General features: G+C 48.6%; 23 protein-coding genes. 13 read left to right on the top strand and 10 right to left on the bottom strand.

The window, feature by feature from the left end:
* Nucleotides 1–15 precede the first annotated feature (15 nt).
* From ACJJIV_RS00405 to ectA, 3 genes are all read right to left on the bottom strand, one after another.
* Entirely contained in the window at nt 16–417 is a 402-nt protein-coding gene (locus tag ACJJIV_RS00405) for an ectoine synthase (RefSeq protein ID WP_444886172.1), read from the bottom strand.
* A 95-nt stretch (nt 418–512) separates the two neighbouring features.
* Nucleotides 513–1,808 carry a diaminobutyrate--2-oxoglutarate transaminase gene (gene ectB / locus ACJJIV_RS00400; RefSeq protein WP_252085907.1) on the bottom strand — a complete coding sequence of 432 codons (1,296 nt, stop codon included), beginning with the start codon at nt 1,806–1,808 and terminating at the stop codon, nt 513–515.
* A gap of 14 nt (nt 1,809–1,822) precedes the next feature.
* The gene (gene ectA / locus ACJJIV_RS00395; protein ID WP_444891740.1) at nt 1,823–2,305 is read right to left on the bottom strand and encodes a diaminobutyrate acetyltransferase; all 483 of its coding nucleotides are present in this window, start codon (nt 2,303–2,305) and stop codon (nt 1,823–1,825) included.
* A 444-nt stretch (nt 2,306–2,749) separates the two neighbouring features.
* Between ectA and ACJJIV_RS00390 the strand changes: the two genes are divergently transcribed.
* From ACJJIV_RS00390 to ACJJIV_RS00380, 3 genes are all read left to right on the top strand, one after another.
* Nucleotides 2,750–3,307, top strand: a complete 558-nt coding sequence (locus ACJJIV_RS00390; protein WP_252085909.1) for a MarR family winged helix-turn-helix transcriptional regulator — start codon at nt 2,750–2,752, stop codon at nt 3,305–3,307.
* Between the two features lie 160 nt (nt 3,308–3,467).
* Nucleotides 3,468–4,532 carry an FAD-dependent oxidoreductase gene (locus ACJJIV_RS00385; RefSeq protein WP_444890318.1) on the top strand — a complete coding sequence of 355 codons (1,065 nt, stop codon included), beginning with the start codon at nt 3,468–3,470 and terminating at the stop codon, nt 4,530–4,532.
* A gap of 125 nt (nt 4,533–4,657) precedes the next feature.
* Nucleotides 4,658–5,302: a CatA-like O-acetyltransferase gene (locus ACJJIV_RS00380; RefSeq protein ID WP_444890317.1), complete on the top strand. Its 645-nt coding sequence runs from the start codon at nt 4,658–4,660 to the stop codon at nt 5,300–5,302.
* A gap of 38 nt (nt 5,303–5,340) precedes the next feature.
* Here the strand turns inward: ACJJIV_RS00380 and ACJJIV_RS00375 are convergent, their stop codons facing one another.
* A complete protein-coding gene (locus tag ACJJIV_RS00375) occupies nt 5,341–6,252 on the bottom strand; it encodes a CLCA_X family protein (RefSeq protein ID WP_444890316.1) in 912 nt (303 codons plus the stop codon).
* Between the two features lie 159 nt (nt 6,253–6,411).
* Here ACJJIV_RS00375 and ACJJIV_RS00370 point away from each other — a divergent pair, with 159 nt between their 5' ends.
* Complete coding sequence (locus ACJJIV_RS00370) at nt 6,412–7,785, top strand: NAD-dependent succinate-semialdehyde dehydrogenase (RefSeq protein WP_444886176.1); 1,374 nt, start codon at nt 6,412–6,414, stop codon at nt 7,783–7,785.
* Between the two features lie 96 nt (nt 7,786–7,881).
* Here the strand turns inward: ACJJIV_RS00370 and ACJJIV_RS00365 are convergent, their stop codons facing one another.
* The 6 genes from ACJJIV_RS00365 to ACJJIV_RS00340 all read right to left on the bottom strand — a co-directional run bounded on the left by ACJJIV_RS00365 (nt 7,882) and on the right by ACJJIV_RS00340 (nt 16,211).
* Nucleotides 7,882–8,403, bottom strand: coding sequence for a GNAT family N-acetyltransferase (locus ACJJIV_RS00365; RefSeq protein WP_444890315.1), 522 nt, complete (start codon nt 8,401–8,403; stop codon nt 7,882–7,884).
* 469 nt (nt 8,404–8,872) lie between these two features.
* Nucleotides 8,873–11,407 (bottom strand): ATP-dependent DNA helicase, encoded by a 2,535-nt coding sequence (locus ACJJIV_RS00360; RefSeq protein ID WP_444890314.1) that lies wholly within the window; start codon nt 11,405–11,407, stop codon nt 8,873–8,875.
* The gene (locus ACJJIV_RS00355; protein WP_444890313.1) at nt 11,392–12,984 is read right to left on the bottom strand and encodes a VRR-NUC domain-containing protein; all 1,593 of its coding nucleotides are present in this window, start codon (nt 12,982–12,984) and stop codon (nt 11,392–11,394) included. The genes ACJJIV_RS00360 and ACJJIV_RS00355 overlap by 16 nt, the downstream gene beginning before the upstream one ends.
* A gap of 438 nt (nt 12,985–13,422) precedes the next feature.
* Nucleotides 13,423–14,583, bottom strand: coding sequence for a glycosyl hydrolase family 28-related protein (locus tag ACJJIV_RS00350; protein WP_444890312.1), 1,161 nt, complete (start codon nt 14,581–14,583; stop codon nt 13,423–13,425).
* Between the two features lie 371 nt (nt 14,584–14,954).
* Entirely contained in the window at nt 14,955–15,386 is a 432-nt protein-coding gene (locus ACJJIV_RS00345; protein WP_444890311.1) for a hypothetical protein, read from the bottom strand.
* Nucleotides 15,387–15,794: 408 nt separating this feature from the next.
* Complete coding sequence (locus ACJJIV_RS00340) at nt 15,795–16,211, bottom strand: YbaN family protein (protein WP_444886180.1); 417 nt, start codon at nt 16,209–16,211, stop codon at nt 15,795–15,797.
* 431 nt (nt 16,212–16,642) lie between these two features.
* Here ACJJIV_RS00340 and ACJJIV_RS00335 point away from each other — a divergent pair, with 431 nt between their 5' ends.
* Genes ACJJIV_RS00335 through ACJJIV_RS00295 form a run of 9 tightly spaced genes read left to right on the top strand, consistent with a single transcriptional unit; the run spans nt 16,643 to nt 24,489 of the window.
* The gene (locus ACJJIV_RS00335) at nt 16,643–17,785 is read left to right on the top strand and encodes a 4Fe-4S dicluster domain-containing protein (protein WP_444890310.1); all 1,143 of its coding nucleotides are present in this window, start codon (nt 16,643–16,645) and stop codon (nt 17,783–17,785) included.
* Nucleotides 17,782–18,258 carry a cyclic nucleotide-binding domain-containing protein gene (locus tag ACJJIV_RS00330; protein ID WP_444884910.1) on the top strand — a complete coding sequence of 159 codons (477 nt, stop codon included), beginning with the start codon at nt 17,782–17,784 and terminating at the stop codon, nt 18,256–18,258. The genes ACJJIV_RS00335 and ACJJIV_RS00330 overlap by 4 nt, the downstream gene beginning before the upstream one ends.
* Nucleotides 18,255–19,073 carry an FAD/NAD(P)-binding protein gene (locus ACJJIV_RS00325; protein ID WP_444890309.1) on the top strand — a complete coding sequence of 273 codons (819 nt, stop codon included), beginning with the start codon at nt 18,255–18,257 and terminating at the stop codon, nt 19,071–19,073. Before ACJJIV_RS00330 ends, ACJJIV_RS00325 begins: the two co-directional genes overlap by 4 nt.
* Nucleotides 19,049–19,873: an NADH-quinone oxidoreductase subunit B family protein gene (locus ACJJIV_RS00320; RefSeq protein ID WP_444886182.1), complete on the top strand. Its 825-nt coding sequence runs from the start codon at nt 19,049–19,051 to the stop codon at nt 19,871–19,873. The genes ACJJIV_RS00325 and ACJJIV_RS00320 overlap by 25 nt, the downstream gene beginning before the upstream one ends.
* 15 nt (nt 19,874–19,888) lie before the next feature.
* Nucleotides 19,889–21,199: a Ni/Fe hydrogenase subunit alpha gene (locus ACJJIV_RS00315; RefSeq protein WP_444890308.1), complete on the top strand. Its 1,311-nt coding sequence runs from the start codon at nt 19,889–19,891 to the stop codon at nt 21,197–21,199.
* Nucleotides 21,177–21,662 carry a hydrogenase maturation protease gene (locus ACJJIV_RS00310; protein WP_444890307.1) on the top strand — a complete coding sequence of 162 codons (486 nt, stop codon included), beginning with the start codon at nt 21,177–21,179 and terminating at the stop codon, nt 21,660–21,662. Before ACJJIV_RS00315 ends, ACJJIV_RS00310 begins: the two co-directional genes overlap by 23 nt.
* Nucleotides 21,663–21,677: 15 nt before the next feature.
* On the top strand, nt 21,678–21,950 hold the full coding sequence (locus tag ACJJIV_RS00305) for a hydrogenase/urease maturation nickel metallochaperone HypA (protein ID WP_444884905.1): 273 nt from the start codon (nt 21,678–21,680) through the stop codon (nt 21,948–21,950).
* A complete protein-coding gene (gene hypF, locus ACJJIV_RS00300) occupies nt 21,940–24,240 on the top strand; it encodes a carbamoyltransferase HypF (RefSeq protein ID WP_444890306.1) in 2,301 nt (766 codons plus the stop codon). The genes ACJJIV_RS00305 and hypF overlap by 11 nt, the downstream gene beginning before the upstream one ends.
* Before the next feature lie 6 nt (nt 24,241–24,246).
* Complete coding sequence (locus ACJJIV_RS00295; protein WP_444885911.1) at nt 24,247–24,489, top strand: HypC/HybG/HupF family hydrogenase formation chaperone; 243 nt, start codon at nt 24,247–24,249, stop codon at nt 24,487–24,489.
* Nucleotides 24,490–24,491: the final 2 nt, after the last annotated feature.

The following is a 24,491-nucleotide window of genomic DNA, read 5'->3' as shown; positions in this document are numbered from 1 at the left end:
CCTGTAATTGACTACCTATTCAATGGGGTCGGCTTCTAGTTCATATGCGCCCTCAGAATTGTGTACCTCCTTTCCATTTAAAGGAGGGTTAAACACACAGGCCATGGTCATTTCTTCAAATGCCCTCAAAGTGTGCCGATCATGTTTGTCGAGGACATAGATGGTTCCAGGCTCGATAGGGTGCTTTTTCCCATCATCCATCGTCTCCACCTCTCCTCTGCCGGAAACGCAGTAAACTGCTTCCAGGTGGTTTTGATAGTGCATTTGGAAGTCAGCACCGGTGTATATTGTGGTGATGTGGAAGGAAAAACCAACGCCATCATCCTTTAAAAGTAGGCGTGTACTCTCCCAATTGCCATCCGGCGAGACGATTCTTCGGTTTGATTTTTTGGCTTCTTGTAGATTTCTAACAATCATGAATATTCCGTTATGTTGTATGTGTAACTATATAGCCTGGTTATCAGCAGGCTTAGCTTTCCAGCTGGATCATTGAGTTTTGGATACAATTGGGTCTAGCAGGCCTCGAAATAGACTCTTTCCTCAGGGATATCCTGCTCTCCAGCACAAACTTCTCGAATTGCTGATTCAATAATGTCGATACCTTTCTTAAGGTTCTGGTCAGTGATGACCAGAGGGCAGAGTAGCTTAACGATTTGATCATCTGCGCCACTAGTTTCAATGATTAACCCCTGCTTAAAGGCGAGTTTGGTAATCTTTTCTGCAAGTTCGCCACTCACACAATCAATACCTTGGAACATGCCGCGACCTTTAGTGGTGAAGTTACCCTCACCATATTGACTGACAATACTTCCCAACCGCTCGGAGATGTACTTCCCTTTACGTTTGATTTCCCGCGAAAAGTTATCATCTGACCAATAGTGATCAATTGCCGCTTTGGCCGTAACAAAAGCCAGGTTGTTACCACGAAATGTGCCGTTGTGCTCACCAGGTTTCCATTGGTCTAATTCGGGCTTCATTAAAACCAGGGCAAAGGGCAGCCCGTAGCCACTGAGTGACTTGGAAAGGGTAATAATGTCAGGCTCGATACCTGCTTCTTCGAAACTGAAAAAATTTCCAGTGCGGCCACAGCCAGCCTGAATATCATCGACGATAAAGAGCAGCCCGTGTTTTTTACAGACAGCTTGTAGGTTTCTCAACCACTCGATACTGGCCGCATTGATACCTCCTTCACCCTGAACGGTTTCGACGATAATCGCCGCGGGAGAATTGATCCCGCTACTGGAGTCTGCAAGCACCTTGTCGAGATACTCTGTAGTATCGATATTTTTGCCAAGATAGTTGTCATAGGGCATGCGATGAGTGCCATTCAAGCTAACCCCTGCTGCATCCCTGTGATGAGAGTTGCCCGTAGCTGCCAGGGAGCCCAAACTCACACCGTGAAAACCATTGGTAAAAGTCACAATGTTTTGCTGCCCGGTGACATTGCGGGCAATTTTCATTGCAGCTTCAACCGCATTTGTCCCGGTTGGACCAGTAAACTGAACCACGTATTCCATATTGCGTGGCTTGAGAATTTTATCGTTAAGCGCTTGCAGGAACTCGCCCTTGGCTTTGGTGTGCATATCCAAACCATGGGTAATGCCATCACTCTGAATGTAATCCTGCAGAACTTGCTTAAACAGCGGGTTGTTGTGTCCATAATTGAGAGTGCCAGCGCCTGCCAGAAAATCCAGATATTGATTTCCCTCCTCATCCCACATGAGTTCGCCTTTTGCACGATTGAACACTCGCGGAAAGGAGCGGGCATAACTTTGTACTTCAGATTCAATCTCATCAAAGATTTTCATTCTTCTCTCTTTTTTTAAATTGTTGTTTGAGCAATAGGCCCGATACGCACACAGGTTTCGGAGTCATGCAGACCATCAAAGTGAGTCTGGGAATCCATCCAAGGGGAGGATTGGAGGCCTGCGGAGAGCTTCTCTGCAGCGCTCTGGAAGAGGGCCCAGGAGGGAAGGTTGTGTTCAGTGATCGTTGTCTCGATAAATCTCACCGACCTGCATTGGGGGCGTTCGATGATATTTCTGAGCATGATAGAGGCTAGCCCCAGCCCTCTTGCCTTTTCCGCCACGGCAACCTGCCAAATAAACAGAGTGTCTGTACGACCTGGAATCAAGTATCCGGAGATAAACCCCAACTTCTCATCACCTTCTTCTGCGATCACTGAAGTATCGGCAAAGTGACTGCACTGGAGGAGGTTGCAATAGCTTGAGTTGGCATCCAAGGGTGGGCAGCTGTCGATTAATTTGTGAACAGCCATACCATCCTCCAGGGATGGTGGCCTCAAAAAAATATTTTCTGGACTAGACAAAATAACTTCCTATACGACAACCCATAGTTTCACCTCTAAGTATTTTGGTGAGTGATAAGTGTACAGATGGATCATTATTCATACTTATTTTGGTTTTTTTTCGTAAAAAACCACAACCAAATACTTAGAACGCTAAATATCGTACACAAACCAAATATAAAATCTAGTGGGTGAAGAGAATCTGATCACAATATCCGCCCTAAAAATGGGCAAATTTATTGGGTAAAAGTCCTGGAAATGGGCAGAAGCGCCTATGAATGGTGGATTTTCGTAATTCAGGGTTCCAAACGAAGGGGTATGTTCTTGGCAATTGTTTAGTGCTGTAGATATTTTCCTGGAAGAACCATAAGCGTTTAGTAATTGGGATATAGGGTTATATAATCCGCCCAATCGCCCTGATTCTTAGATTGAGAGGTAGCTTTGAACAGTATTGAACAAGTGCTAGTGGCCCTTCGGCGTGTAATAAGAGCCACAGATTTACACTCCAAGCACCTGGCCAAAACAACAGGCCTGACCGCTCCCCAGGTGTTATTGTTACAGGCCATTAGAAATAAGGGCGAAGTCACCATCGGTGAACTGGCCAACGAAGTGAGCCTCAGCCAAGCTACAGTGACCAACATCTTGGATCGCCTTGAGAAAAGGGGGCTTGTCTATCGCCAGCGCTCTCAATCAGATAAGCGTAAAGTGCATGCTTACCTCACAGATCAAGCTGCGGAAACACTGAGAGATGCACCTATCCCGCTTCAAGATCAATTCGCCCGCCAATTTGGTGACCTGAAGGATTGGGAGCAGAGTATGATCATTGCTTCGCTCCAGCGTGTAGCCCAGATGATGGATGCCCAGCATATTGATGCCTCCCCTGTTCTGGATATCGGTGTTTTAGACAGGCAGGGAGCAGCTATGGATAAGTCAAGCTCTTCCTTGGGGTATGGCGAAGTAGCTGATTCAGCGGAAAAGCCTGGGAGAGAAACACCCTAGTACCCCCCCTTTGTGGATATCAGCAACCGGTTCTACCCCAGGTTGCTGAGCCCCATGTCAAAGTTGTCTAAGCTTGCAGCAATTGCTCTTTGTAGTTGAGCGGAGGCGCTAGCATGTACTGCTGCCTCGAGCACCTCTTCATAGATTGTAAGTGGTGAATATGGACATTCTGGTTATTGGTGCCGGCCCCACCGGGTTAACTGCTGCAAACGCTTTAGCCTACAAGGGGATGAATTGTCGTATTGTTGAGCGTAAAAATGCGCCCTCGGAACTCTCCCGAGCCGTTGGCATTATGCCTGCGACTATAGAGGCTTTGGGCGAGCTGGGTGCTGCAGATCCACTCCTTGCTGAAGCCATGCCCCTCAAGAAAATGCATATTTTACGCGATGAGAGGACCCTCGTTTATCTGGATAACAGTGGCAATGAATTCAGGAAGAGGGTGCCGCTCGGTTTGCCGCAAAACCGTACCGAGGGAATCCTGCGTGATGTGCTATCCGGCAAAGGTGTTGAGGTTGAGTATGGGCTCTCAGTTACCGGCATAAGTACCACGCAAGACAGCGCATTGGTTAGTTTTTCCAATAATACCAGCGACTCATTCGACTGGGTGATAGCTGCCGATGGCATCCAATCAGCAACCCGCGAACAGTTGAAAATCCCCTATCCGGGAATAGACTTACCCAGCAAATGGTCCATTGCAGATGTGGATTTGGCGGGTGACTTCGATCCAGAAGAGATCACTTTGGATCTCTATGGGCCTGATAACCAGTTTTCCCTGATATTACCAATCGAGAAGCACCGCGCACGCATCGCATCCTCGACAGAAGATGCTCTATCAGCAATAAAACTGCCCTTGGATATCACCAACGTTCGACGAACAGCAGCCTTCAAAATCTCAATACGGCAGGCCGAATCTTACCGTAAGGGCCGGATTTTACTGGCAGGGGATGCTGCTCATTGTCATTCTCCTGTTGGTGGGAAGGGTATGAATCTTGGTATGGCGGATGCGATTGCTGCAGCAATGGCAATCACTAACGGGAGCGTTGATGAATACTCGCGGTTACGCCATGCAGCAGGTAAAGCTGTGGTGAAGAAAACTGAGTTGGCAAGGCATTTAATTTCTTCCGCAAATCCCATGGCAAAATCCCTTTTATGGTTATCGTTTAAAGCAATCTCCTCAATCCCTGCCGTCCATCGGGCCTTTATGAAGCAATGGACTGCGATTTAATCAATCGCGAACTCTAATTGTGAACAACCTATAGCTGATTTTACTCCCCTTGAGCGAATGAGAAGTCAAGATAGATTATTAACATTCTCTTGAATATTGGGACACAATGATTACCAGGAATGAAGATGCCCGCCACACCTATAGATATTGAAAGCTGGAATAGAGGGGACCACTTTAAATTCTTTATGGGTAGTGCTGGATCGACCCGTTTAAGTTTAACCCAGCCTCTAGATGTCACGGAGTTAGCCTTTTTTTGTAAGAAAAATACAATATCTTTTTATTACAGCCTTATTTTTCTTGTTACTCAAACCGCAAATGAGATAGCCGGATTTAGGCATAGGGTAGTTGATGGTCAACCCTTTGAGTTCGATATCTTGCATCCGCTGTTCACTGATTTGAATAAAGATGATGATCTCTTTAGGCTTGTCATGGCTGAAATGGAAACGCACCTCATTGACTTCGTCAAAAAAGCAAAACAACTCTCAAAAGATCAATCAGAATACCTCCCCGTAAATACATTTATGGATCGCTACGATATTTTGAATATCACCTGCTACCCCTGGGGTGACTTTTCAAGCATGCAAGTGAAACCGGTCCAACAAGAAAACTGTGATCCAGGGATACCTTTTATTGCCTGGGGTAAGTACCAACAACAAGCCAACCGACTTATGACCTCATTACATACTGAGGTAAATCATTGCTTTCTTGACGCCATTCATCTGTATCAATTCAAAACGCATCTGGAAGATAAAATCAAACTCTTAAAGTAAGGACGACGAATCTTCTAGTTAATACAAGCAAGTCAATATTACTGATTGGCTCGCATTAATGACCAGAGGCTATTTCCCAAGCAGGAAAAATAAGCCGTAAAAGCCTGATTAATTCTTAGACGCTGCTGACCCTGCGGATATAAGCCTAGTTTTGCCTCCTGGCTGGCTTTAGAGCCTGCAACCAAAAAATTATTATTGATACTGGAATCCTGAATAAAGGCCTCAAAAGCCCTGGCACAAAGTTCTACTGGCTGGCTGTAATAAATAGAGCCATTTACTTTATCGACGTTAACAGAAGCTTTCACCAGTTCACTTGGGTTATTGCCACCTTCATCCAGCATCACCGTTTTAAAGCATGCAAAAAGCAGGTCATTCAGAGGGTGGGGTACCGGGGTTGCATCGCGTAGCCAGGCCTCAGAGGCATACATGCTACTCGAAGTGTCGCTAAATACTTTTTGCGCAAGATAGTGATCCAGTGCATGAAACCACTCATGGGCAATAGCTCCTGGACCGGCATTTTTAGCCAGGGAAAACGACTTGGCTGAAGGGTCATAAAATGCGGAGACTCCAGGGCGGCCACCAATACCGTATTGAAAAGAGAGGTTCCCGCGCAGGGAAATCAATGTTTCGGGCCCCTGCAGTATGACCATTAAGTCGGAAAGCGCATCATAAAACAACCTTGCTGCGCGATCGCGCTCCTCAGCAGTCACCCAGCGGCCAATGGCTATAGATCTAAAGCCAAAACGCCTGCGAACATCGACAAAGGATACCTGCTCACTACCGCGCACATCCGGTCCACGGCGATAAAATTTTCGGGTTGCTACCATAGCTAGCTTAGGTGAGAACGGATGACTGGAATTTGCCCGGGATACTATTACAAGCTCGACCTGCTCTACAAGAGGATTACCTGATCGGGCCCCCGAATAAACGGCTACACTTTGGCCAGGCACCTAAAAGCTCCTTTTGCTAAGCCTTTGGTGACTCTAAATACCCTGAAGTTGCTTATTGTGGAAAATCGAATCAAGAGCCCTTAGAGCTTTTACACCTACTTCTGCCTGTGGCAGTTTTATCTTGCCTGTCAAAATCGGTAATTCACCGGGAGTCTAACTATGGTTAAGTCCAAGCGCCCTCTGATCTCTATCAATCCATTAAACGGTGAAACCTTAAAGACTTTTCATGAGATGACTCCAGATGAGCTCGATAAAGCTATTGGCCGAGCGGATAACGCTTTCGTGGAGTGGAGTAAACGAAGCTTTAGTGAGCGAGCAACAATACTCAGGCGCGCTGGTCAGCTATTCGAGGAGCGTGCCGATGAACTCGCCAAATTAATGGCACAGGAGATGGGCAAGAAGGTTAACGATGGGCTTGGCGAATTAGCGCTCTGCGCAGAGATTTTTGCTTATTATGCCGAGGAAGGTGAGAAGATTTTGGCTCCGCAACATCTTTCTACCCGGGAGGGGGAGGGCACGCTGGTATTTCAACCCCTCGGTGTTGTCTATGGTATCCAACCGTGGAACTTTCCTTTCTACCAGCCTTCCCGCTTTACCGCAGCCAACTTAATCGCCGGCAATGTAGTTCTAACGAAACACGCCTCAAATGTTCCCCAGTGTGCTGAGGCATTTGAGCAACTGTTATTCGATGCCGGTGTGCCCAAGGGGGTCTACACCAACTTGCCAATTACTTCCGCAGGTGCCGCACCAATTATCGATGATGATCGGGTAAAAGGGATATCTTTTACAGGCAGCAATGCAGCGGGCGCAAAGGTTGCTGAGCAGGCAGGGCGCAACGTGAAGAAAACCGTGATGGAACTCGGTGGTGTGGACCCATTTATCGTACTCGAAGATGCAGATATGGATTTGACTGTTGAGCGATTTGTGGAAGGTAAGCTTGGAAATTGCGGCCAAATCTGCTTGGCGGCAAAGAGAATCATCCTGACGGAGCCTATTGCCGATGAATTCCTTGGCCGAGTCACCAAACTGTTTGAACAATTGAAACCGGGTGACCCCCTTGAGGACACCACAGATTACGGGCCCTTGTGCACCGAAAAAGCTGCGGAGCAACTAGAAGAGCAGGTCAGTGAGTCAGTGAAAGCCGGGGCTCATTTGCTAGTAGGCGGGAAGCGCAACGGAGCGTTTGTTGAGCCGGGTATTCTAACCGATATACCGGCAGGCTCACCTGCGGCCGAGGAGGAACTCTTTGGACCCATCGCTTGCGTCTGGGTGGTAAAAGATGAGAAGGCAGCTATTGAGATGGCTAACGATAGCCGCTTTGGCCTGGGAGGATCGGTCTATACCAAGGATCACGAGAGGGGGCAGCGTGTAGCTGAAAAACTCGAATGTGGTACTGCCTTCGTCAATCATGTGGCCTCAAGCTATGCGAGTATGCCAATGGGTGGTGTAAAAAAATCCGGTTACGGCCGTGAACTGGGTGAGCTGGGCATCAAAGAGTTTGTGAACCAGAAGTTGATACGACATTTTAACTGAGCAGTTAGCCACTCCTATTGCCCCTGTGAAATCACAGGGGTTTTAAACGGGTTTTTAGTGACAACTTTATAGATATTGCCCACTTGGTAAGCCTTTTTAGACAGAGGGCTGAGCATTTAAATAAAAACACTTTGTCGGAATACCCTCATTGTCATTACATATACCCCTTGGCAGCATTCCTGCTTTTAGTAAAACACGTTCTGAAGCAATATTTTCAGGCGCAATAGTCGCAATGAATTTGTCAATGCCAAAAGTTATTGTGGCGTAGTCAATCAACCCAACCACTGCTTCGGTCGCTATGCCTTGTCCCCAGTACTCTCGGGAAAATGCATATTTAATTTCGGGATCAACTTGGTCATTAGGGTGGACAATACCGCAGAAACCAACAACCTCTAAAATATTTTTTAATTCTACAGCGAACATACCGTAGCCACGGCTCATATAGTTTTTATGGGTGACTTTCAGCCATGCCTTAGATTCCTCATAACTTAATGTATTTCCATCCCCAACCCATTGCATTGCCTCACTATCGCCATATACCTTTTGAATCATAGAGAGATCTGAATCTCTCCATTCCCTAAATATTAAACGATCAGTAGTAAACAAACTTTCTCGCACTGCACTATTATCCCTTTCGCGCTAATGTTCAAATAACTAATGGACAGTGCGTATCATAGCCTATCCATCGGGTAGCTCGAAAGATCGGGGCGTAATTTATCCATTGCTATGATTGAATTCACTTTGCCTTTTAACACTTGCCGCAGGAATTGATAACCGTTTCATAGCCGCTTTGTTAATACTAACTATATTTAATTTGCCAAATCTGCTTTACCGATAGCCTTCAAAATAGCAGCGGGAATATTACCAAGTAGCGAGCTTGATTTGACGGAAATAGAAAATAACTGCCCTATAAAATTATTGTGAAAAGGGTATGGTAGGCTTTATGGGCAAGTAAAAACCAATATTAAGTACGATGTGGAATGGAAGGACATTGCTAGTGGCGGCGTCAATTCGATATAACCATCCAATATTTAACTTCGCTTATAATGGCATTAGTTAGATACACTTTTAAATTCAAACGATATATTTATTCTACGTTACACGCGTTCAAGCGTTGCTGCATCCAAAAACAGCTTAATTGCTGTGAAAGTTGTTCACCACTCTTACTTGTTTGGATTTGCCAATGTTTGGGGTAAAGGTTTTGATAAAACATATCCGCAAAACGGTAGTCAGCTAAAATAATCACGCCCCGATCTGACTCTGTACGAATCACTCTTCCCGCTGTCTGCAATACCCGAGTCATGCCGGGATAGCGGTAGGCAATATCAAACCCATTGACCGCTGAGAGGGTCTGTGGGTGCTCCGCCGACTGTCGTAGCAGCTCTTGCTCTTCATTTACTTGGGGAAGACCGGTACCTACGATAATTGTGCCAATCAATTTCTCCCCTACAAAATCAACGCCCTCAGCAAAAATGCCGCCCATAATGGCAAAACCCAGGCTCTGTGCACCCTCACTAAACGAGGTCAGGAAGGCTTCTCTTTCGCGATCACTGGCGCCTGGCGTCTGTTGTAGCTGCTGTATTTCCGGATAATCCTGCTGGAAACGTTCTACGACCATTTGCAGAAAGTGGTAAGAGGGGAAAAACACCAGGTAATTGCCAGGACGGCTGAAGTAAACTCGGGCAATCAAGTCCACTAGTGCTGGGAGTGCACTTTTCCGAGCCTGATAGCGGGTATCCACAAAAGGGCAAAGAAAAACCCCCTGGTGGGAAGGCTCAAAAGGTGATGGCAGCATCAAGTAAGGCGTTTCTGGCTCAATCCCAAGCTGTTCAGTGACAAACTGTGTGGGGCGTAGGGTGGCTGAGAAGAAAATAGCTCCATGAAACTGGGCGCAAGATTCTTGTAGGAAACCCGCGGCATTCATACATATCAGCTTTAGCTGGTGTTCCTGCCAGGGGGCGTCCCGATCAATTACACGGGTCAGGGCTTGGTGTTGATGTGAAGTTATTTGTTCTATGCAGTCATATCGATAAAGACTTTTCAACCATTCCCCGATCTCTTCAGGGGGAAATTTTTCCTGTTCAGATAATTCACTCAGTGCATCTAGTACCTTCTGGGTAGCGCGAGTTACAGTTGCAGGGCGATCCTCTTCGGAATCCAGCGGGCTACACCAGGCTTGTACATTTTGGCTTGAGCGTATTTCCTTATAGAGGTTTTGCTCTTGAAACCGTTTGCTCCATTGAGCAAGTGCGCGTACCAGGGATTGGATACGCCGGTACAACTGTGGGTGGTTGCTTTTACAGGCCAAGGCCGCGCGGCGACTATCCCTGCGGCTCAAGCTAGCGCTGTACATTTCCCGTGCCCGCTCGCTTAAGTTGTGCGCTTCATCTACTAATAGTGCGCGCTTGTAACGCGGATCTTGTAGTGTGGAAATATGCACCAAGGGATCAAAGACGTAATTGAAGTCACAGACCACCAAATCCGCCCAGGGCAGCATTTGCAAGGACAACTCAAAAGGGCACAGATGCCACTGATCTGCAACCTTCGCGAGCGCTTCCGGTGTGATCCAGTGTTGCCCCAGCAGTTGTTTGCGCGCTTGCGGCAGGCGGTCGTAAAAGCCCTGTGTGCGAGGACAGGTGCCTTCATCATCGCGACTACACAAACCCAGTTTACAAGCGCAGGTCTTATCACGCGCACTTAGCTCCAGTAGTGAAAGCTTTAGCCCAACTCCATGTAGCTTAGCGATAGTCTCTCGCACCACCTGCCTGCCAGAGTTTTTCGCCGTGAGGTATAGCAGCTGGTCCAGCTTTTCCTCACCAAGGGCTTTGATAGCGGGGAACAGTGTACTAATGGTTTTGCCAATACCAGTGGGCGCCTCCACAACCAGTTGTCCTGCATCCCTAAGGCAGCGATAAGCGGATACCGCCAGCTGGCGCTGACCGGGTCTGTAATCAGGGAAGGGGAATGAGAGGCTTTTTGCTGTTTGAATCACTTGTTGCCGATGCGCTTGCCAGGACCTATGCCAATGGATATACAGACTGAGGGCATCTCCAGCAAAACTTTCCAAAGCCTCCCAGTTGAACAGGCTTTGCTCCGGGTAGGACTTTTTCTCTTTGAGGTTGTACCAGACCATCTGCAGTGAGACCTCTTCAACCGAACTCCCTTTTTGGCGCTGCTGTAGCAAATAGCAGAAACCGTAAATTTTAAGCTGAGCCCAATGGTATAGGCGGGTGGTCTCGGGAAGCTTACCTGGATGGCAATAGGTGGTTTTGATTTCATCCAGTTGTGCCGGCTGGTGCAAGTCAGCTTGCGGGTGAAGGATATCGACCCGTCCCTCCAAGAGGATATCCTGGCCTGAGCACTCCAGCCGAACCTGTAAACGGTATTCCGCTTCTGCGCCTTTGGGGCGACGTTTTTGCAGTTTTTGGTGAGCGCGAATGCCCTCCTGGGCGGTTGGGCCTGGCCCGCCGATATGGATCAAATCCCCTCTGCGGCAAGAGAAAGCCACTAATTCACCCACAGATAACTTTAGGGTAGAGGCGCTTGCGGAGGTGTCATGCTCCTCAGTAGGCTCCGCCAGTAGCCCTGCAACTGTAGGCTTACCCCTCAAGGCTGTAACCATTCCACATGTATCACCCGGTGGGGAATATTGTGAGTGGCAAAGAACGTCAGCCAGCGCTGCTGGTTTTGCTGGAGACGATCACCGGGGCCCTTGACCTCCAACAACTCATAACTTCCTTTTTTGGGAAACAGAATCAGATCTGGCAGGCCATTGCGGTGATGATTGATATCACTGAGTAAACGTTGAAATAGTACGTGCCAATGTTCTGCAGGAATACGATCCAGGGTCAGCTCCAGCAGTTCCAGGGATAGTGCTTCCCAGGCTACCAGAGGATTGGCAATACCCTGTTTTTCACGGTAGGTTTGCATAACCCGCAGCTTTAGCGAGCTTTGACAAAGCTCTGACAGTCTCGATGCAAACAAGCTCTGGCGTGATGAGTAAAAATTTGGGCTACGGAAATCACTGGGGGCTATTTGGAAGTGGTTATAAAAGGCACCTGGCACTGAAGCAAATAGAATGTCCCAGATATAGAGACCCAGTACCCCATTGAATAGACTGTTCTCTACATAGTGGCAAACACCTTCTTCCTGCCTTGCCACTTCCGCAGCTGCCAGAATTTCTACCCTTTCTGGGGTCTGGGGTAGGGTAAATATTTCTTGCGGTGGCTGATAAGGCTGGGGATTCTTCCAAGCTTGAGCACAGCCTATGCGCTTGGCCGTGCGATACCCAAAACTCTCGGCAAAACATCGTTCGGCTTCATTGAGGGGAGATTCGAGAATTTCACGGCATAGGGAAAGCGCCTGATCGAAATTACCACGCTTTGCGGCAATTCTCGTCCGGCGTTCACGGGCAGGCGGCTGCTCACAATCCTGATAGAGTCTCTCTGCAGCTTCCAACTTATCCAGTCTTTCCAGTTGTCGCGCCAGCTTCAGGCGTAGACGATCTACTCGCCTGGCCAGAGTCAAATCTCCAGGAATGCCAGTGGGTAGTTGACCAGTCAGTTTATGGATTCCACCAGCATCACCAGAGAGTACCTCCTCAGCTTGTTCAAGGCAGCTATAATAGAGTAAGTATTGCTCAATCTGCTCTCGACTCTGGAAGGGCAGCTGGTGACTATCTAATGGGTAGGGCTCATATCGGTATAACCCCAGGTCCTTCAGTACGTATTCCGTAAGGCTCTGGTTCAGATTGCCAAAAAAACAAAGCTGAAAGGTTTGAAAGCACTCGGCCCTTTGAACTGCAAGCAATGCCTCATCGGCCATTAACCGTTCTCGCCATTCAAAGGAGGCCGCCAATAAAGCTTCCTCTAACTCTCCCCGTTTTAGGGACTTGCGTAGGCCAGCAGGTCCCGCTGAGAACAGTTCCGCCTTGGTAAACAGCGCTATAAGTTCGCGGTCTGCCAGGGGTGGATTCCTTTTTAAAAAACCAGCAGCGCAAAGAGAGTCAATGGCCTCACCAAGATCGTCAATTTCTCTGTAAGACAGTTTCCCCTCTCTGAACAGTGCCCCCAAAGATGATGGAATACCCTTACGGGATAGCAGCCGAACATAAAGGCACTGACCGTCAACATTGAGCTCGCAGAACTCACGATAAAAGTTAAGCTCAGCAGGGGAAAGCAGCTGCTTGTAGCGGGACACTACAAAATCAACCAAGGCCCGGAAATTGGTCAAATAGTAGTCAGGAGCTAGCTCGATAGTGGCGGCCATAATATGGGGGCAAATGGTTAGCGTTGGTCTGCTGTGGCAGAAAGGCTGTATGGTTATACAGCATACTAGCCTAGGGGACAAAGGTCTAAGCTGACTTTAGGGCCACACCCTCTCTGAGGCTGTCTACACCGTGACTATTTCATCATTGGGGGGGGAAGTAAACTTACTATCAATAATTTCTAATCATCAGCTGTGAAGAATGGACTCTATATATTAATTATAAAAAATCTTAGTCTTTACTTTCCTGGCCACGGAAGTTATTAACCCTCTATAGGTCGTGATAAAAGTATCATTTAATCTAGACCTGACAGAATCACTTCACTATTGATATGATAAAGATTGCCAGGCCAAGCATTTATTGTTAATGGCTTAGTTTAAAAAAGTAATCGAATTAGTGGCATCTCCTTGGTTATAGACTCTTGAGCCACATCTATAACATAGATTACCCATCCCTTTAACATTTGAACTGCCAACCCCAAGCCAAATAGCAGTACCTCGATTGCCATTATTAAAAATATTATTGCTGATTAATCCGTAATCAGATGAGGAATACACCAAGTCAAAATTGTACTTTGGTGAGGTGTTGGCAAAAGTATTACCTGAAATATTAAATCTAACACCATTCCCTGTAAGTTTTACACCGAAACCATTTTTTTCTGCTGTTTTTCGCAGATAAAAAAGATTGTTTTTAACACTAACGTCATTTATGTCATTTGCAATGACGCACGAAGTTCTGCAGTTTATATGGCTATCGCTAATATTTAGCTGAGGCTTCGTGCTAGCGACTCTTGTCTCCATACGAACCCCCTCATTAACAGCCACTAAATTGGAATTCTCAACAAAAAGACCTTCATGGTCATATACTGAAATGGCTGATTTGGCATGGTAAATAGATGTTTCTGAGATAGTGATTTCAACAGGCTTACCACTGCCGCGCATCAAAATACCCGCATCACTCATAGGTGAATCACCTGAGTTACGTCCTGAAAATCGATAGCCACTTATCATTGCTCCAAGCGAATTATCAATTATCAGCCCATAATTCCAGCCATCACTATTAACACCATCATGACCATATGCCTCGACATCACGGACGATAATTTTTGCTCGAGTACGTGGTTGAATTATACCACTCGATAAATAGCTCTCCCCATCATATTGAAAGGCATTTCCAGAGTCAGATGCTTTTGTTATGAGAGATACTCCTTGTAAAAGAGCAACGCCATCAAACCCTTTTGGTGGTTTAAAATATATACCACTGCCTGAATTCCAAATAAGCGATGTAATACCCATCCCATCTCCTTTTAATCCTTGGGTATGGGAATTGAAATTTAGCCGGGAGGAGAGGTTATATTCCCCGGCTGGCACATATACAACACCTGTTGATTTTTTTATCGCAGCATTAAATGCAAGAGTATCATCTATACCATCATTAGGTATTGCACCATGGAAAGTAACGTCGCTTATAGAATTTGCTTGAATATCGAAAGACATCAAAGCAAAAAACAGACAAAAAAGAATCCCTTTCATGTACTCCACTCACTAAAAATATATTTATAACAAATCTACTTGAATGTTATGCAAGTAGATTCCAAATCTTACTTTAGGTGCTCTTGAAAATACAAGAAAAGAGGCCCTGCTAATGAGCTCCAAGATAGGCACGTCATACATACTTAGGTTAAAAATGAATGGGGAGTATGTACCAATTTTTCAGAGGAATCTAAAAGCAAGCCGGTTAAAAATTTTTATGTAAAGCTGAGTCCCTTTTGAAAACTCATGCAGCCTAATAGCAACTTTCACAACAGGGACATTAATTTTGTAGGGGCTGTTAACATTGGGGCATAGACTCATTACTAACAACATAAACCCCGCAACTAAATTGCCGATTAAAAAGGCAACTTTTACTTTATATACCGAAAAATTTTACGATACCTAAAAATAATAAACCAAAGAAATAGGGCTAATGGTGTAATCATTAATACAGCCATTTGGTTTTTTAATACCGCCATATTCATTGTGATGATCACAGTCCCCAATTCATAGATATCGGTGGCAATGATCACAGGAAGGAAAAACGACCAAAACCTCGCGCTGCCAATTTTTTTGGCAAAAGCCAACCCAAAGAAACCCACAAAATAAGTGGTATAGATGATCAGGCTCGCTATCAACCACCAGATCGACTGATTGTATTCATTGTAAGCAAAGGCTTCATACTGAGAGATCACTTCTATCGGAACCAGAAGAAAAAACAATACCTTCCAGAGTACACTTGGCTTGTAGATTAAAGATTCATTACCAAGAGCACTCTCTGGGGCCCGGTAGAGTTCCTGCATGAAACATCCCTATTGTTATTACTTTGCAGTTCAATAAAGCTTATGTTACTAACACAAGATCCTTGAAGCTTCCCGAAGAAGGAGCCTATTAGTGGGCGCCTCAATCAACGAGAGGGCGCAGAGGATATTCTGATCCCAGGCAAAGTCAACTAATTCAATCCCCATTTTCATAACAATGCGAAATCAACCTGAAAACTCTTGTTTTTAGTCAAATTCATACTGTTTGAATACAGAAAAACCGAGGAAAAATCGGGGCAATACCTATTAGGTGGTAAATTTCTGTGACGATAAACGCAAAGTCAGGTTTTAACCTTTGGTGACATAAGTTACAGGTTTAATGCATTTCCACTTCACGGAATCATTCTTTTTTTTCGCCCGTTTATTAAATACTAAAGGCCACCTTGACCATCACCCCGTTGGCTCAGGCCGACTCCAAATCCAGATTAGCCCACAACCGATGCCGCCAACAGCGAAAAAAAGTAAATACAGATTGGAAATGTGATGAACTGCAAGAGCCATAGAAAGTGCCATGGTCAGCGTAGCCAGTAGTTTGGTTCTCCTACTGATGTAACCACTACGCCAGGTTCTTAATAGGTGACCAAATAAGTGATGTTCCTCAATCCATTGATGCAGCCGTTCAGAGCTTTTAGAGGCCGCCCAGGCACCAACAACAATAAATACGGCAGAGGGTAACCCAGGCAGGATGGCACCAATAATTCCGACAAGCATAAAGAAACAAGCCACGGCCCCCCATAGCCAACGCATCCACCCTTTGGCTAACGGAGGGGTTTCCATGTCAGGCACTTCTTCATTATGTTGACTCAACCTGAATCTCCAGTTTTAAAATCCGTTAAACAGATAAAACAATGGCTATTAGCAGCTATCTGCTCACTATATCAAAGAGGCACTAATGAGTGACACCTGCAACTTGCATTCTTACTGCGGAGCTTGGCTCTCAATATACAGTTGTGGGACCGGCAAGATTGTTACAAAGGCAACCATTGTTGTTTTCTAATGTGCTACAGGGGCGCGTCTTCATACTTTTATTAATAATCTGTAATGTCTAGCATGATAAAAAGGACTGCCTAAAAACTGTCGTCATCAATGCTCTTAAACAGAAGAAAATAACAATACGACTTTCTTCCCTTATGCCTGTAACCCAGTGTTGAAAAACACTTCTGCTTTAACACTACACTGATTAACAAAGCCGCTATCGGCTACCAAGCTGCATGTTTTATTATTGAGCATTAAGCACTATGGATTATCGGCTACAAGCGCCCGATCTGGAGTGCCTTATACAAGCAATCCGTGATAGAGGATACCTGCTGTACGGGCCCAGATTGACCGATGGAGCCATCACATACGGCGAAGTTCACTCACTCTCAAATCTGCCTCAAGGCTGGACCGATGAGCAGCAGGCTGGGCAGTACCGAGTTAAGCGCCGGGAAGATGAAGCTTACTTTGGCTATGCCGTAGGGCCTCACTCCTGGAAGAAATACCTGCAATTACCCCGCCGGCCCATATGGAAGGTCTCCAAGCAACATCAAACCATAGAAATCGTTGAGATTCAGGATTCAGCCCCAAAGCAGGCATTCCTGGGAGTTCGAAGCTGTGAGCTGCACGCCATTGCTATCCAGGATCGTATCCTGTGCCAGGGGGAATATCCCAGTGAGAGTTACCACCAAAGGCGGAAACAGTTGTTTACCGTTGCGGTGAATTGCACCTCGGCAGCAGATACCTGCTTTTGTACTTCGATGAATACCGGTCCAGAGGTCACTTTGCCCAGCGATCTCACCTTGACAGAGGTGATTGAAGCCGGGGAGCACTTTTTTCTGATCAGCAGTGGCTCGGATGCCGGTAAGGAAATTATTGAGCAACTCCCATTGCTTCCAGCAAGTGAGGGGGAAAGTAAACTGGCTAAATGTAAGGTGAAGCGCCTTGAGGAGGAAATGCGGCGTGGACCACGCCAGTTCGATAGCTCAGATTTGAAAGAGCTACTCTATAGAAACCTCGATAGCCCGAACTGGGATAAGGTCGCTGATCGCTGTCTATCTTGTGCCAACTGCACCATGGCCTGTCCAACCTGTTTTTGCTCCACCGTTGAGGACACCACCGATCTCAGTGGCGAACATGCTGAGCGCTGGGAGCGTTGGGATTCCTGCTTTACAGCAGATCTCAGTCATATTACCGGCGGCTCCGTACGCGCCGATACCCGGTCACGCTACCGGCAATGGATGACTCACAAACTGGCCAGCTGGCACGACCAATTTGACAGCTCTGGTTGCGTGGGCTGTGGTCGCTGCATCACTTGGTGCCCTGTGGGTATCGACCTCACCGAAGAGGTCCGAAATATCCGAGCCTTGGATCAAAAACAGACGCCCAGCCAGGAGTCACCATGAAGACCATTGCCGATCTTCTTCACGAGCATCCTTTCTTTCAAGGTTTGGCAGAGAGTGATCTGCAGTTTCTGGCTTCCTGCGGTGAGAACTGTATTTATCACAAGGGCGACTACCTGGCGCGGGAAAATAGTCAGGCAAACCACTTTTTCCTAATTCGCAGTGGCCGGGTAGCAGTAGAGACTTTTGTTCCCAATCGCGGCCCCCTGTGCCTGCTCACACTCCATGGCGGTGATATTTTCGGGTGGTCCTGGCTGTTTCCTCCCTATATCTCTGCTTTTGATGCCCGCGCCATGGAAGATGTTCGCAGCCTGCGCCTGGGCGGGGAATGCTTGCGCAATAAATGCGAACAGGAACCTAAACTGGGTTTTGAGCTGATGAAGCGCTTTGCGCGAATTGCTACTGAACGGCTGCAGTCCGCACGTATTCAATTGCTGGATATTTACGGCCCAGATCACCAGGGCCACCCAACATGATCCCCTCCGTTTACCGGGTGTGCCAGCGGCGCGTGGAATATCCGGGGACTTTCACATTGCAGCTGGAAGCTAAGAACGGTAGGCGGCATAAGCCACCGATGAATTTTGCTCCCGGTCAGTTCAATATGTTGTACGCCTTTGGTACCGGAGAATCCGCCATTTCCTTTAGTGGACTGGGGAGCGAGGACGGCAAGCTCATCCATACCATTCGCGCCCAGGGGAATGTCACCCGGGCCCTAGAGCGCCTACAGGAGGGAGACACTTTAGGTGTAAGGGGGCCTTTCGGCATCGGTTGGCCTCTAGATACTGCCGCTGGCAAAGATCTTTTGATTATTGCCGGCGGTCTCGGACTGGCGCCGTTGCGCCCAGTAATCTATGCGGCGCGGCGGGAGCGACTTACCGCACGCGAGGTGCGTCTCTTTTATGGTGCCAGGCGCCCAAGTGAATTGCTGTATAGAGAGGAGCTCGCTCAATGGAGCACCCAGCTCGAGCTTGAGACTTCGGTAGATCACGGTGATGGCTCCTGGCCTGGGCATATCGGTGTGATTACCGATCCACTACAGGCTACACAAATAGATGGCGCCAATTCGGTAGCATTTCTGTGCGGCCCTGAAATTATGATGCGCTTTTGTATCCAGGTTTTGGTGCGCAAAGGTGTGCCAGAGTCCTCTATCTATCTTTCGATGGAGCGCAATATGAAATGCGCCATCGGCCTCTGCGGACACTGCCAGTGGGGTCCAAACTTTATTTGTAAGGATGGCCCTGTTTTTTGCTATGAGGATATTCGCCCATGGCTGCAGATTCGCAGCTTATAAGCCGGCAGCCCCACAAACCCAAACTGGCGGTCTGGAAATTCACCTCCTGTGATGGCTGCCAACTCAGCTTGTTGGACTGTGAGGATGAGCTGTTGCTGTTGGGGCAGGAAGTGGAGATCGCCTATTTTATGGAGGCCTCCAGTAAGGTGGAGGAGGGGCCCTACGATATCTCCCTGGTGGAGGGCTCAATTACGACGCCCGCCGACCTGTTGAGAATTCAGGAGGTGCGGCGTCAGTCAAAGTTCCTGGTAAGTATTGGCGCCTGTGCCACTGCCGGCGGTATCCAGGCACTGCGCAATTTTGCCGATGTCGTCGAGTTTACTTCTGTGGTTTACGCCGAGCCCTCTTATATCCACACCCTAAAAGAGTCCACCCCCATTGCCGCCCATGTGCCAGTGGACTTCGAGCTGCAGGGCTGCCCGATCAACAAACTGCAACTGTTAGAGGTCATCAGTGCTTTTCTGAATTCTCGTGCACCTCAGGTTTCCAGTCATTCAGTATGTATCGAATGCAAACTTAAGAACAATGTCTGTGTATGGGTAGCCCACGGCACCCCCTGCATGGGACCGGTAACCCACGCCGGTTGTGGCGCGCTTTGCCCTAGTTACAACCGCGGTTGCTATGCCTGCTATGGCCCGAAGGAGAACCCTAATGGTGAATCCCTGTGTCACTGGTGGGAACAAAATTTAGGAGCAGACAGATCAACCGTCATTGAAAATCTGCGTAATTTCAATGGGTTATCACCTCATTTTAAAGAAATTAGTCAAGATAGAGAGCATCGCCAAAAGGGAAAATCCTAACGGGTAGAGCAACTAATGGCCGATAAAAGTAAAACCATCAAAGTCGATTATTTGGCACGCGTTGAAGGCGAGGGTGCGCTCTATATACGCTACGACGATCATGGTGTGCACGAAGTGCAATTAAAGATCTTTGAACCCCCACGCTTCTTTGAAGCCTTTTTGCGGGGGCGCGATTACACCGAAGCACCGGATATCACCGCCCGTATTTGCGGCATTTGCCCAGTGGCCTATCAAATGAGCGCGCTGCACGCCATGGAGAACGCGCTGGGTCTGGTTCCTACAGAACCCCTGAGAAATTTGCGCCGCTTGCTCTACTGTGGAGAGTGGATCGAAAGCCATATGCTGCATATCAGCATGTTGCATGCACCGGACTTTCTCGGCTATCCCAATGCCGTGGCCATGGCCAAAGACCACCCAGAGGTTGTACAGAGAGCGTTGGAAATCAAAAAAACTGGAAATGCGTTGGTGCGTCTGCTTGGGGGTAGGGAGGTCCACCCAATCAACGTGCGCGTAGGGGGCTTTTATCGAGTGCCCGGCCTGGAGTCCTTTCAAGCACTGCGTCCCCAATTGTTAGAAGCCCATACTCTGGCAGAACTCATGACGCGTTGGGCGGCGGGTCTGCCATTTCCCCATTGTGAGCAATCCTATGAATGCGTCGCCCTGTCCAACCCCAGTGAATACCCCATGAATGAGGGGCGTATTGTTTCCAGTCGCGGGCTGGATATTTCGGTACAGGACTACGAAAAACACTTTCGCGAACAGCAGGTACCGCACAGTACGGCATTGCACAGTATATTGATCGAGCGGGGCGCCTACCTTGTCGGGCCCATGGCGCGCTACAACCTCAACTACCCCCAACTCTCAGGAGAAGTGAGAAGCCTTGCCGAGGCGTTGGGTTTCCGAGGCCCCTGCAATAATCCCTTCAAAAGTATTGTGGTGCGCAGCCTGGAGGTACTCTACGCCCTGGAAGAGGCACTGCGCCTTATCGATACGTTTCAACCCCCCGATGAACCCTACCTGGCTGTAGAACCTAGAGCGGCTAGTGGCTGTGCCGCTACCGAGGCCCCCCGCGGATTGCTCTATCACCGCTACGCCATGAATGAGCAAGGCAAAATTACTTTTGCCAAGATCGTCGCTCCCACCTCTCAAAATCAAAAAACTATCGAAGATGATCTACGCCTGATGCTGCCAAAATTCATGCACCTGCCCGAGCAACAATTACAGGGTTTATGTGAGCGCGCCATTCGCAATTATGACCCCTGTATTTCCTGCTCAACCCATTTCCTGCAGCTACATTTGCAACATGAGCCAAAAAGAATCTCCTGAGCGCTGGCTGCTGGTCAGCCTTGGCAATCGCTTCCGGGGAGACGATGGTGTGGGGCCCTATCTGCTCGACAAGCTGCGCAGCCAATTAAAAGGAAGCGCAGATTTTCTGGAGAGCGGCAATGACATGGTAACCCTTGTGGGGCATTGGAAAGATCGTCAGGTTTGCCTGGTAGATGCGATTTTGTCCGATGAGCAAAAATCGGGCGAACTAATCCGAGCCGATGGCCTGGCCGATATTATCGCGCCCAGTAACTGCACGACCTCCAGCCACGGTTTTAACCTCAGAGAAGCGATCGACTTGGGCAGAGTGCTGGGGGCATTGCCCCGCAGGCTGGAAATTTTTTCCATCTGTGTCGAGAACATCAGCTCCTGTGATCATCTCACTGCCGCAGTGAGGTTAGGCGCGGAGCGTGCCGAGCAGGAGCTACTTGCGTTTCTACAAGGCGATAACGGACAAAGCTGACAACGGAGACCAGTGATGCATGAACAGTCCTTGATCAGCAATCTGATCGAAAAAATACAGCAGCTTGCCGAGAACGAAGGCGCCAGGGTAGTGGGTGCCAAGCTGCGCCTAGGTGCCCTTGCACATATCTCCGCCCCACACCTACGGGAACACTTCGAGCAGGCAACTTTCGGGACCAGCCTGGAAGGATTGCAACTGGAAATTGAAGAGCTCACCGATATTCATCACGCCGAAGCCCAGGACATTATCCTGGAAAATCTGCAATTTGAGGCCAGTGATGGACAATGAGCGCCGCCGGCTAGCGATTAAAGGCCTGGTACAGGGCGTAGGGTTTCGACCCTATATTTATCGCTTGGCGCGGGATTGCCAACTGACCGGCTGGGTTGCCAACCATAGTGGTGGATTACAGTTGGAGGTTGAGGGAAAAAGCACAGGCATCGAGAAATTCCTGCAGCGTCTTCCAATGGAAAAGCCGCCGCACAGCCTAATACTCAGTATTGATAGTGAGGTAATTACTGCCGAGGGTGACAACGATTTTGAGATTAGAGAGAGCACCGTTGCCGCCGCACAATCTACCCAGGTGCTGCCAGATATAGCTCCCTGTAACTCCTGCCAGGCCGAATTGCAGGATTCCCGTAACCGCCGGCACAAATACCCATTCATCAACTGTACGCACTGCGGCCCGCGCTTTAGCATCATTGATAAGATGCCCTATGATCGCGCCAACACTGCAATGCAGCAGTTTCCTCAATGCGCCAAATGCCAAGCTGAATACACCAATCCCGAAGACCGCCGTTTTCACGCCGAACCCAATGCCTGCCCAGAATGTGGCCCACAGCTGCAGCTCTGTGATAGCAAAGGCAAGGTGCTTCTCACCGGCCTGGCAGCCTTGAATGAGACGTTCGCCAGCCTGGCCAGTGGAAAAGTTGTTGCGTTGAAAGGTGTAGGGGGGTTCCAACTATTGGTAGATGCCGGCAATAGCCAGGCATTACAGACATTACGCAAACGCAAGCAGCGCCCACACAAACCTTTTGCCCTGTTGTATTGCTCTTTATCGGCAGCGCGACGTGATTGTCGGATTTCTGAGTTGGAGGCAAAACTGCTTACTTCACCGGCACGCCCCATCGTACTACTGGAAGCAAAACCGGAAGCGAATGCCAGGGTACACGAGCTGGTAGCGCTGGGTTCACCAGATCTGGGGGTGATGTTGCCAGCCTCACCACTGCACCTACTACTTGCCGAAGAGTATGCGGCCCCCCTTGTCGCCACCAGCGGCAATTTGGCTGAAGAGCCAATTTGCATTGAAAATACGGAGGCTTTGCGGCGCCTTGGCAAAATTGCCGACCGTTTTTTACTGCATAACCGCCGCATAGTGAGGCCATTGGATGACTCGGTACTGCGCGTAGTAGAAGACCGCCCCTTGATGTTACGCCGTGCACGCGGCTATGCCCCACTACCCATTACCCAGGCAAAACTGTCACAACAGGCACTCACTCAATCCTATTTAGCCCTGGGAGCAGATTTAAAAAATTCCGTGGCGCTGTCCCACAATGGTTGGATTTATCAGAGCCAACATATTGGCGACCTGAGTAGCGCCACCGCAATTGAGCACTTTGACCGCACGATTGCGGACCTCACTGGCTTACAACAGCGTCGACCGCAAACTCTGATCCACGACCAGCACCCAGGCTATAGCTCTCATCGCTGGGCACTGCAACAGCAGGCTCCACGCCTGGGGGTACAACACCATGTTGCCCATCTGTTTTCCTGTATGGCCGAACACGGTCACAGTGGTGCCGCACTTGGCGTCTGCTGGGACGGCACTGGCTATGACAGCAGCGGCATAGTGAGGGGCGGGGAGTTCCTCCTCTGGGACGGTAAATCGCAAGTAGAACACGTCGCCAGCCTGCGCACATTTCCCCTGCCAGGTGGAGAAAAGGCTGTGCGCGAACCACGGCGGGCTGCGGCGGGCCTGCTATATGAAATTTCCGGATACATGGCGCTGCAACACCAGCTGCTCAAGCGCTGCTTTACCCGCAGTGAACGCCGTAACCTGGTCACCATGCTCGAAGGTGAGGTCAACAGCCCTCTGTGTAGCAGTGCCGGGCGCCTGTTTGATGCAGTGGCCGCACTATTGGGGCTGTGTAGCCAGTCGAGCTATGAGGGGCAGGCCGCCATGGTGCTGGAATATAGTGCCCGAGGAATTCAGAGCAGTGACAGCTATCCATTCGACCTGTATCAGCGTCAAAGCAAGTGGGAGTTGGATTGGGCCCCCTGTATTAGCGCCTTGATACACGATGAAGGGAAGTCCCTGCCGCAGCGGGCTGCGGCTTTCCACAATACCTTGGCAAATATGATTCTGGCAGTGGTCAATGAGATCGGGGAGCGTCAGGTCTTTCTCTCCGGCGGTGTTTTCCAAAACCGAAGACTAACGGAACGCACCGCGACACTGCTGCGTGAGCGGGGATTTACCGTGCATTGCCACAGCCAGGTTCCCCCCAACGATGGCGGTATTGCTCTTGGGCAACTTCACTATGCCCACTGCATGGCTGCAGCCGGACAACCTGCGGGGGATTAAGTGGGCATGTGCTTAGGTATTCCCGGCCTTATTGAAGAGATCACAGACAATTCCCCCCTGGAACGCCTGGGCAAGGTACGTTTTGGCGGCATAGCCCGGCAAGTCAACTTATCCCTGGTGCCAGATGCCAGCGTTGGCGATTATGTGGTAGTCCATGTGGGTATTGCCATCAGTCAGATACGGGAAGAAGAAGCCGAACGTGTTTTTCGCGACCTGGAATCCCTGAGCGGGCCGAGCGGCCAGGAGTGATG

Source organism: Microbulbifer mixtoriginis (SeqCode), from assembly GCF_052466765.1.
The sequence above is the reverse complement of the archived record's forward strand: the minus strand, read 5'-3'. Positions and strand labels throughout refer to the sequence as shown.

Coding starts and splice junctions, on each gene's coding strand:
- ACJJIV_RS00345 (WP_444890311.1), bottom strand. CDS start 15,386: ATGCAGGAACTCTACCGGGCCCCAGAGAGTGCTCTTGGTAATGAATCT.
- ACJJIV_RS00370 (WP_444886176.1), top strand. CDS start 6,412: ATGGTTAAGTCCAAGCGCCCTCTGATCTCTATCAATCCATTAAACGGT.
- ACJJIV_RS00310 (WP_444890307.1), top strand. CDS start 21,177: ATGAGCCAAAAAGAATCTCCTGAGCGCTGGCTGCTGGTCAGCCTTGGC.
- ACJJIV_RS00360 (WP_444890314.1), bottom strand. CDS start 11,407: ATGGTTACAGCCTTGAGGGGTAAGCCTACAGTTGCAGGGCTACTGGCG.
- hypF (WP_444890306.1), top strand. CDS start 21,940: ATGGACAATGAGCGCCGCCGGCTAGCGATTAAAGGCCTGGTACAGGGC.
- ACJJIV_RS00330 (WP_444884910.1), top strand. CDS start 17,782: ATGAAGACCATTGCCGATCTTCTTCACGAGCATCCTTTCTTTCAAGGT.
- ACJJIV_RS00335 (WP_444890310.1), top strand. CDS start 16,643: ATGGATTATCGGCTACAAGCGCCCGATCTGGAGTGCCTTATACAAGCA.
- ACJJIV_RS00380 (WP_444890317.1), top strand. CDS start 4,658: ATGCCCGCCACACCTATAGATATTGAAAGCTGGAATAGAGGGGACCAC.
- ACJJIV_RS00295 (WP_444885911.1), top strand. CDS start 24,247: ATGTGCTTAGGTATTCCCGGCCTTATTGAAGAGATCACAGACAATTCC.
- ACJJIV_RS00305 (WP_444884905.1), top strand. CDS start 21,678: ATGCATGAACAGTCCTTGATCAGCAATCTGATCGAAAAAATACAGCAG.
- ACJJIV_RS00385 (WP_444890318.1), top strand. CDS start 3,468: ATGGACATTCTGGTTATTGGTGCCGGCCCCACCGGGTTAACTGCTGCA.
- ACJJIV_RS00320 (WP_444886182.1), top strand. CDS start 19,049: ATGGCTGCAGATTCGCAGCTTATAAGCCGGCAGCCCCACAAACCCAAA.
- ACJJIV_RS00325 (WP_444890309.1), top strand. CDS start 18,255: ATGATCCCCTCCGTTTACCGGGTGTGCCAGCGGCGCGTGGAATATCCG.
- ACJJIV_RS00405 (WP_444886172.1), bottom strand. CDS start 417: ATGATTGTTAGAAATCTACAAGAAGCCAAAAAATCAAACCGAAGAATC.
- ectB (WP_252085907.1), bottom strand. CDS start 1,808: ATGAAAATCTTTGATGAGATTGAATCTGAAGTACAAAGTTATGCCCGC.
- ACJJIV_RS00315 (WP_444890308.1), top strand. CDS start 19,889: ATGGCCGATAAAAGTAAAACCATCAAAGTCGATTATTTGGCACGCGTT.
- ACJJIV_RS00350 (WP_444890312.1), bottom strand. CDS start 14,583: ATGAAAGGGATTCTTTTTTGTCTGTTTTTTGCTTTGATGTCTTTCGAT.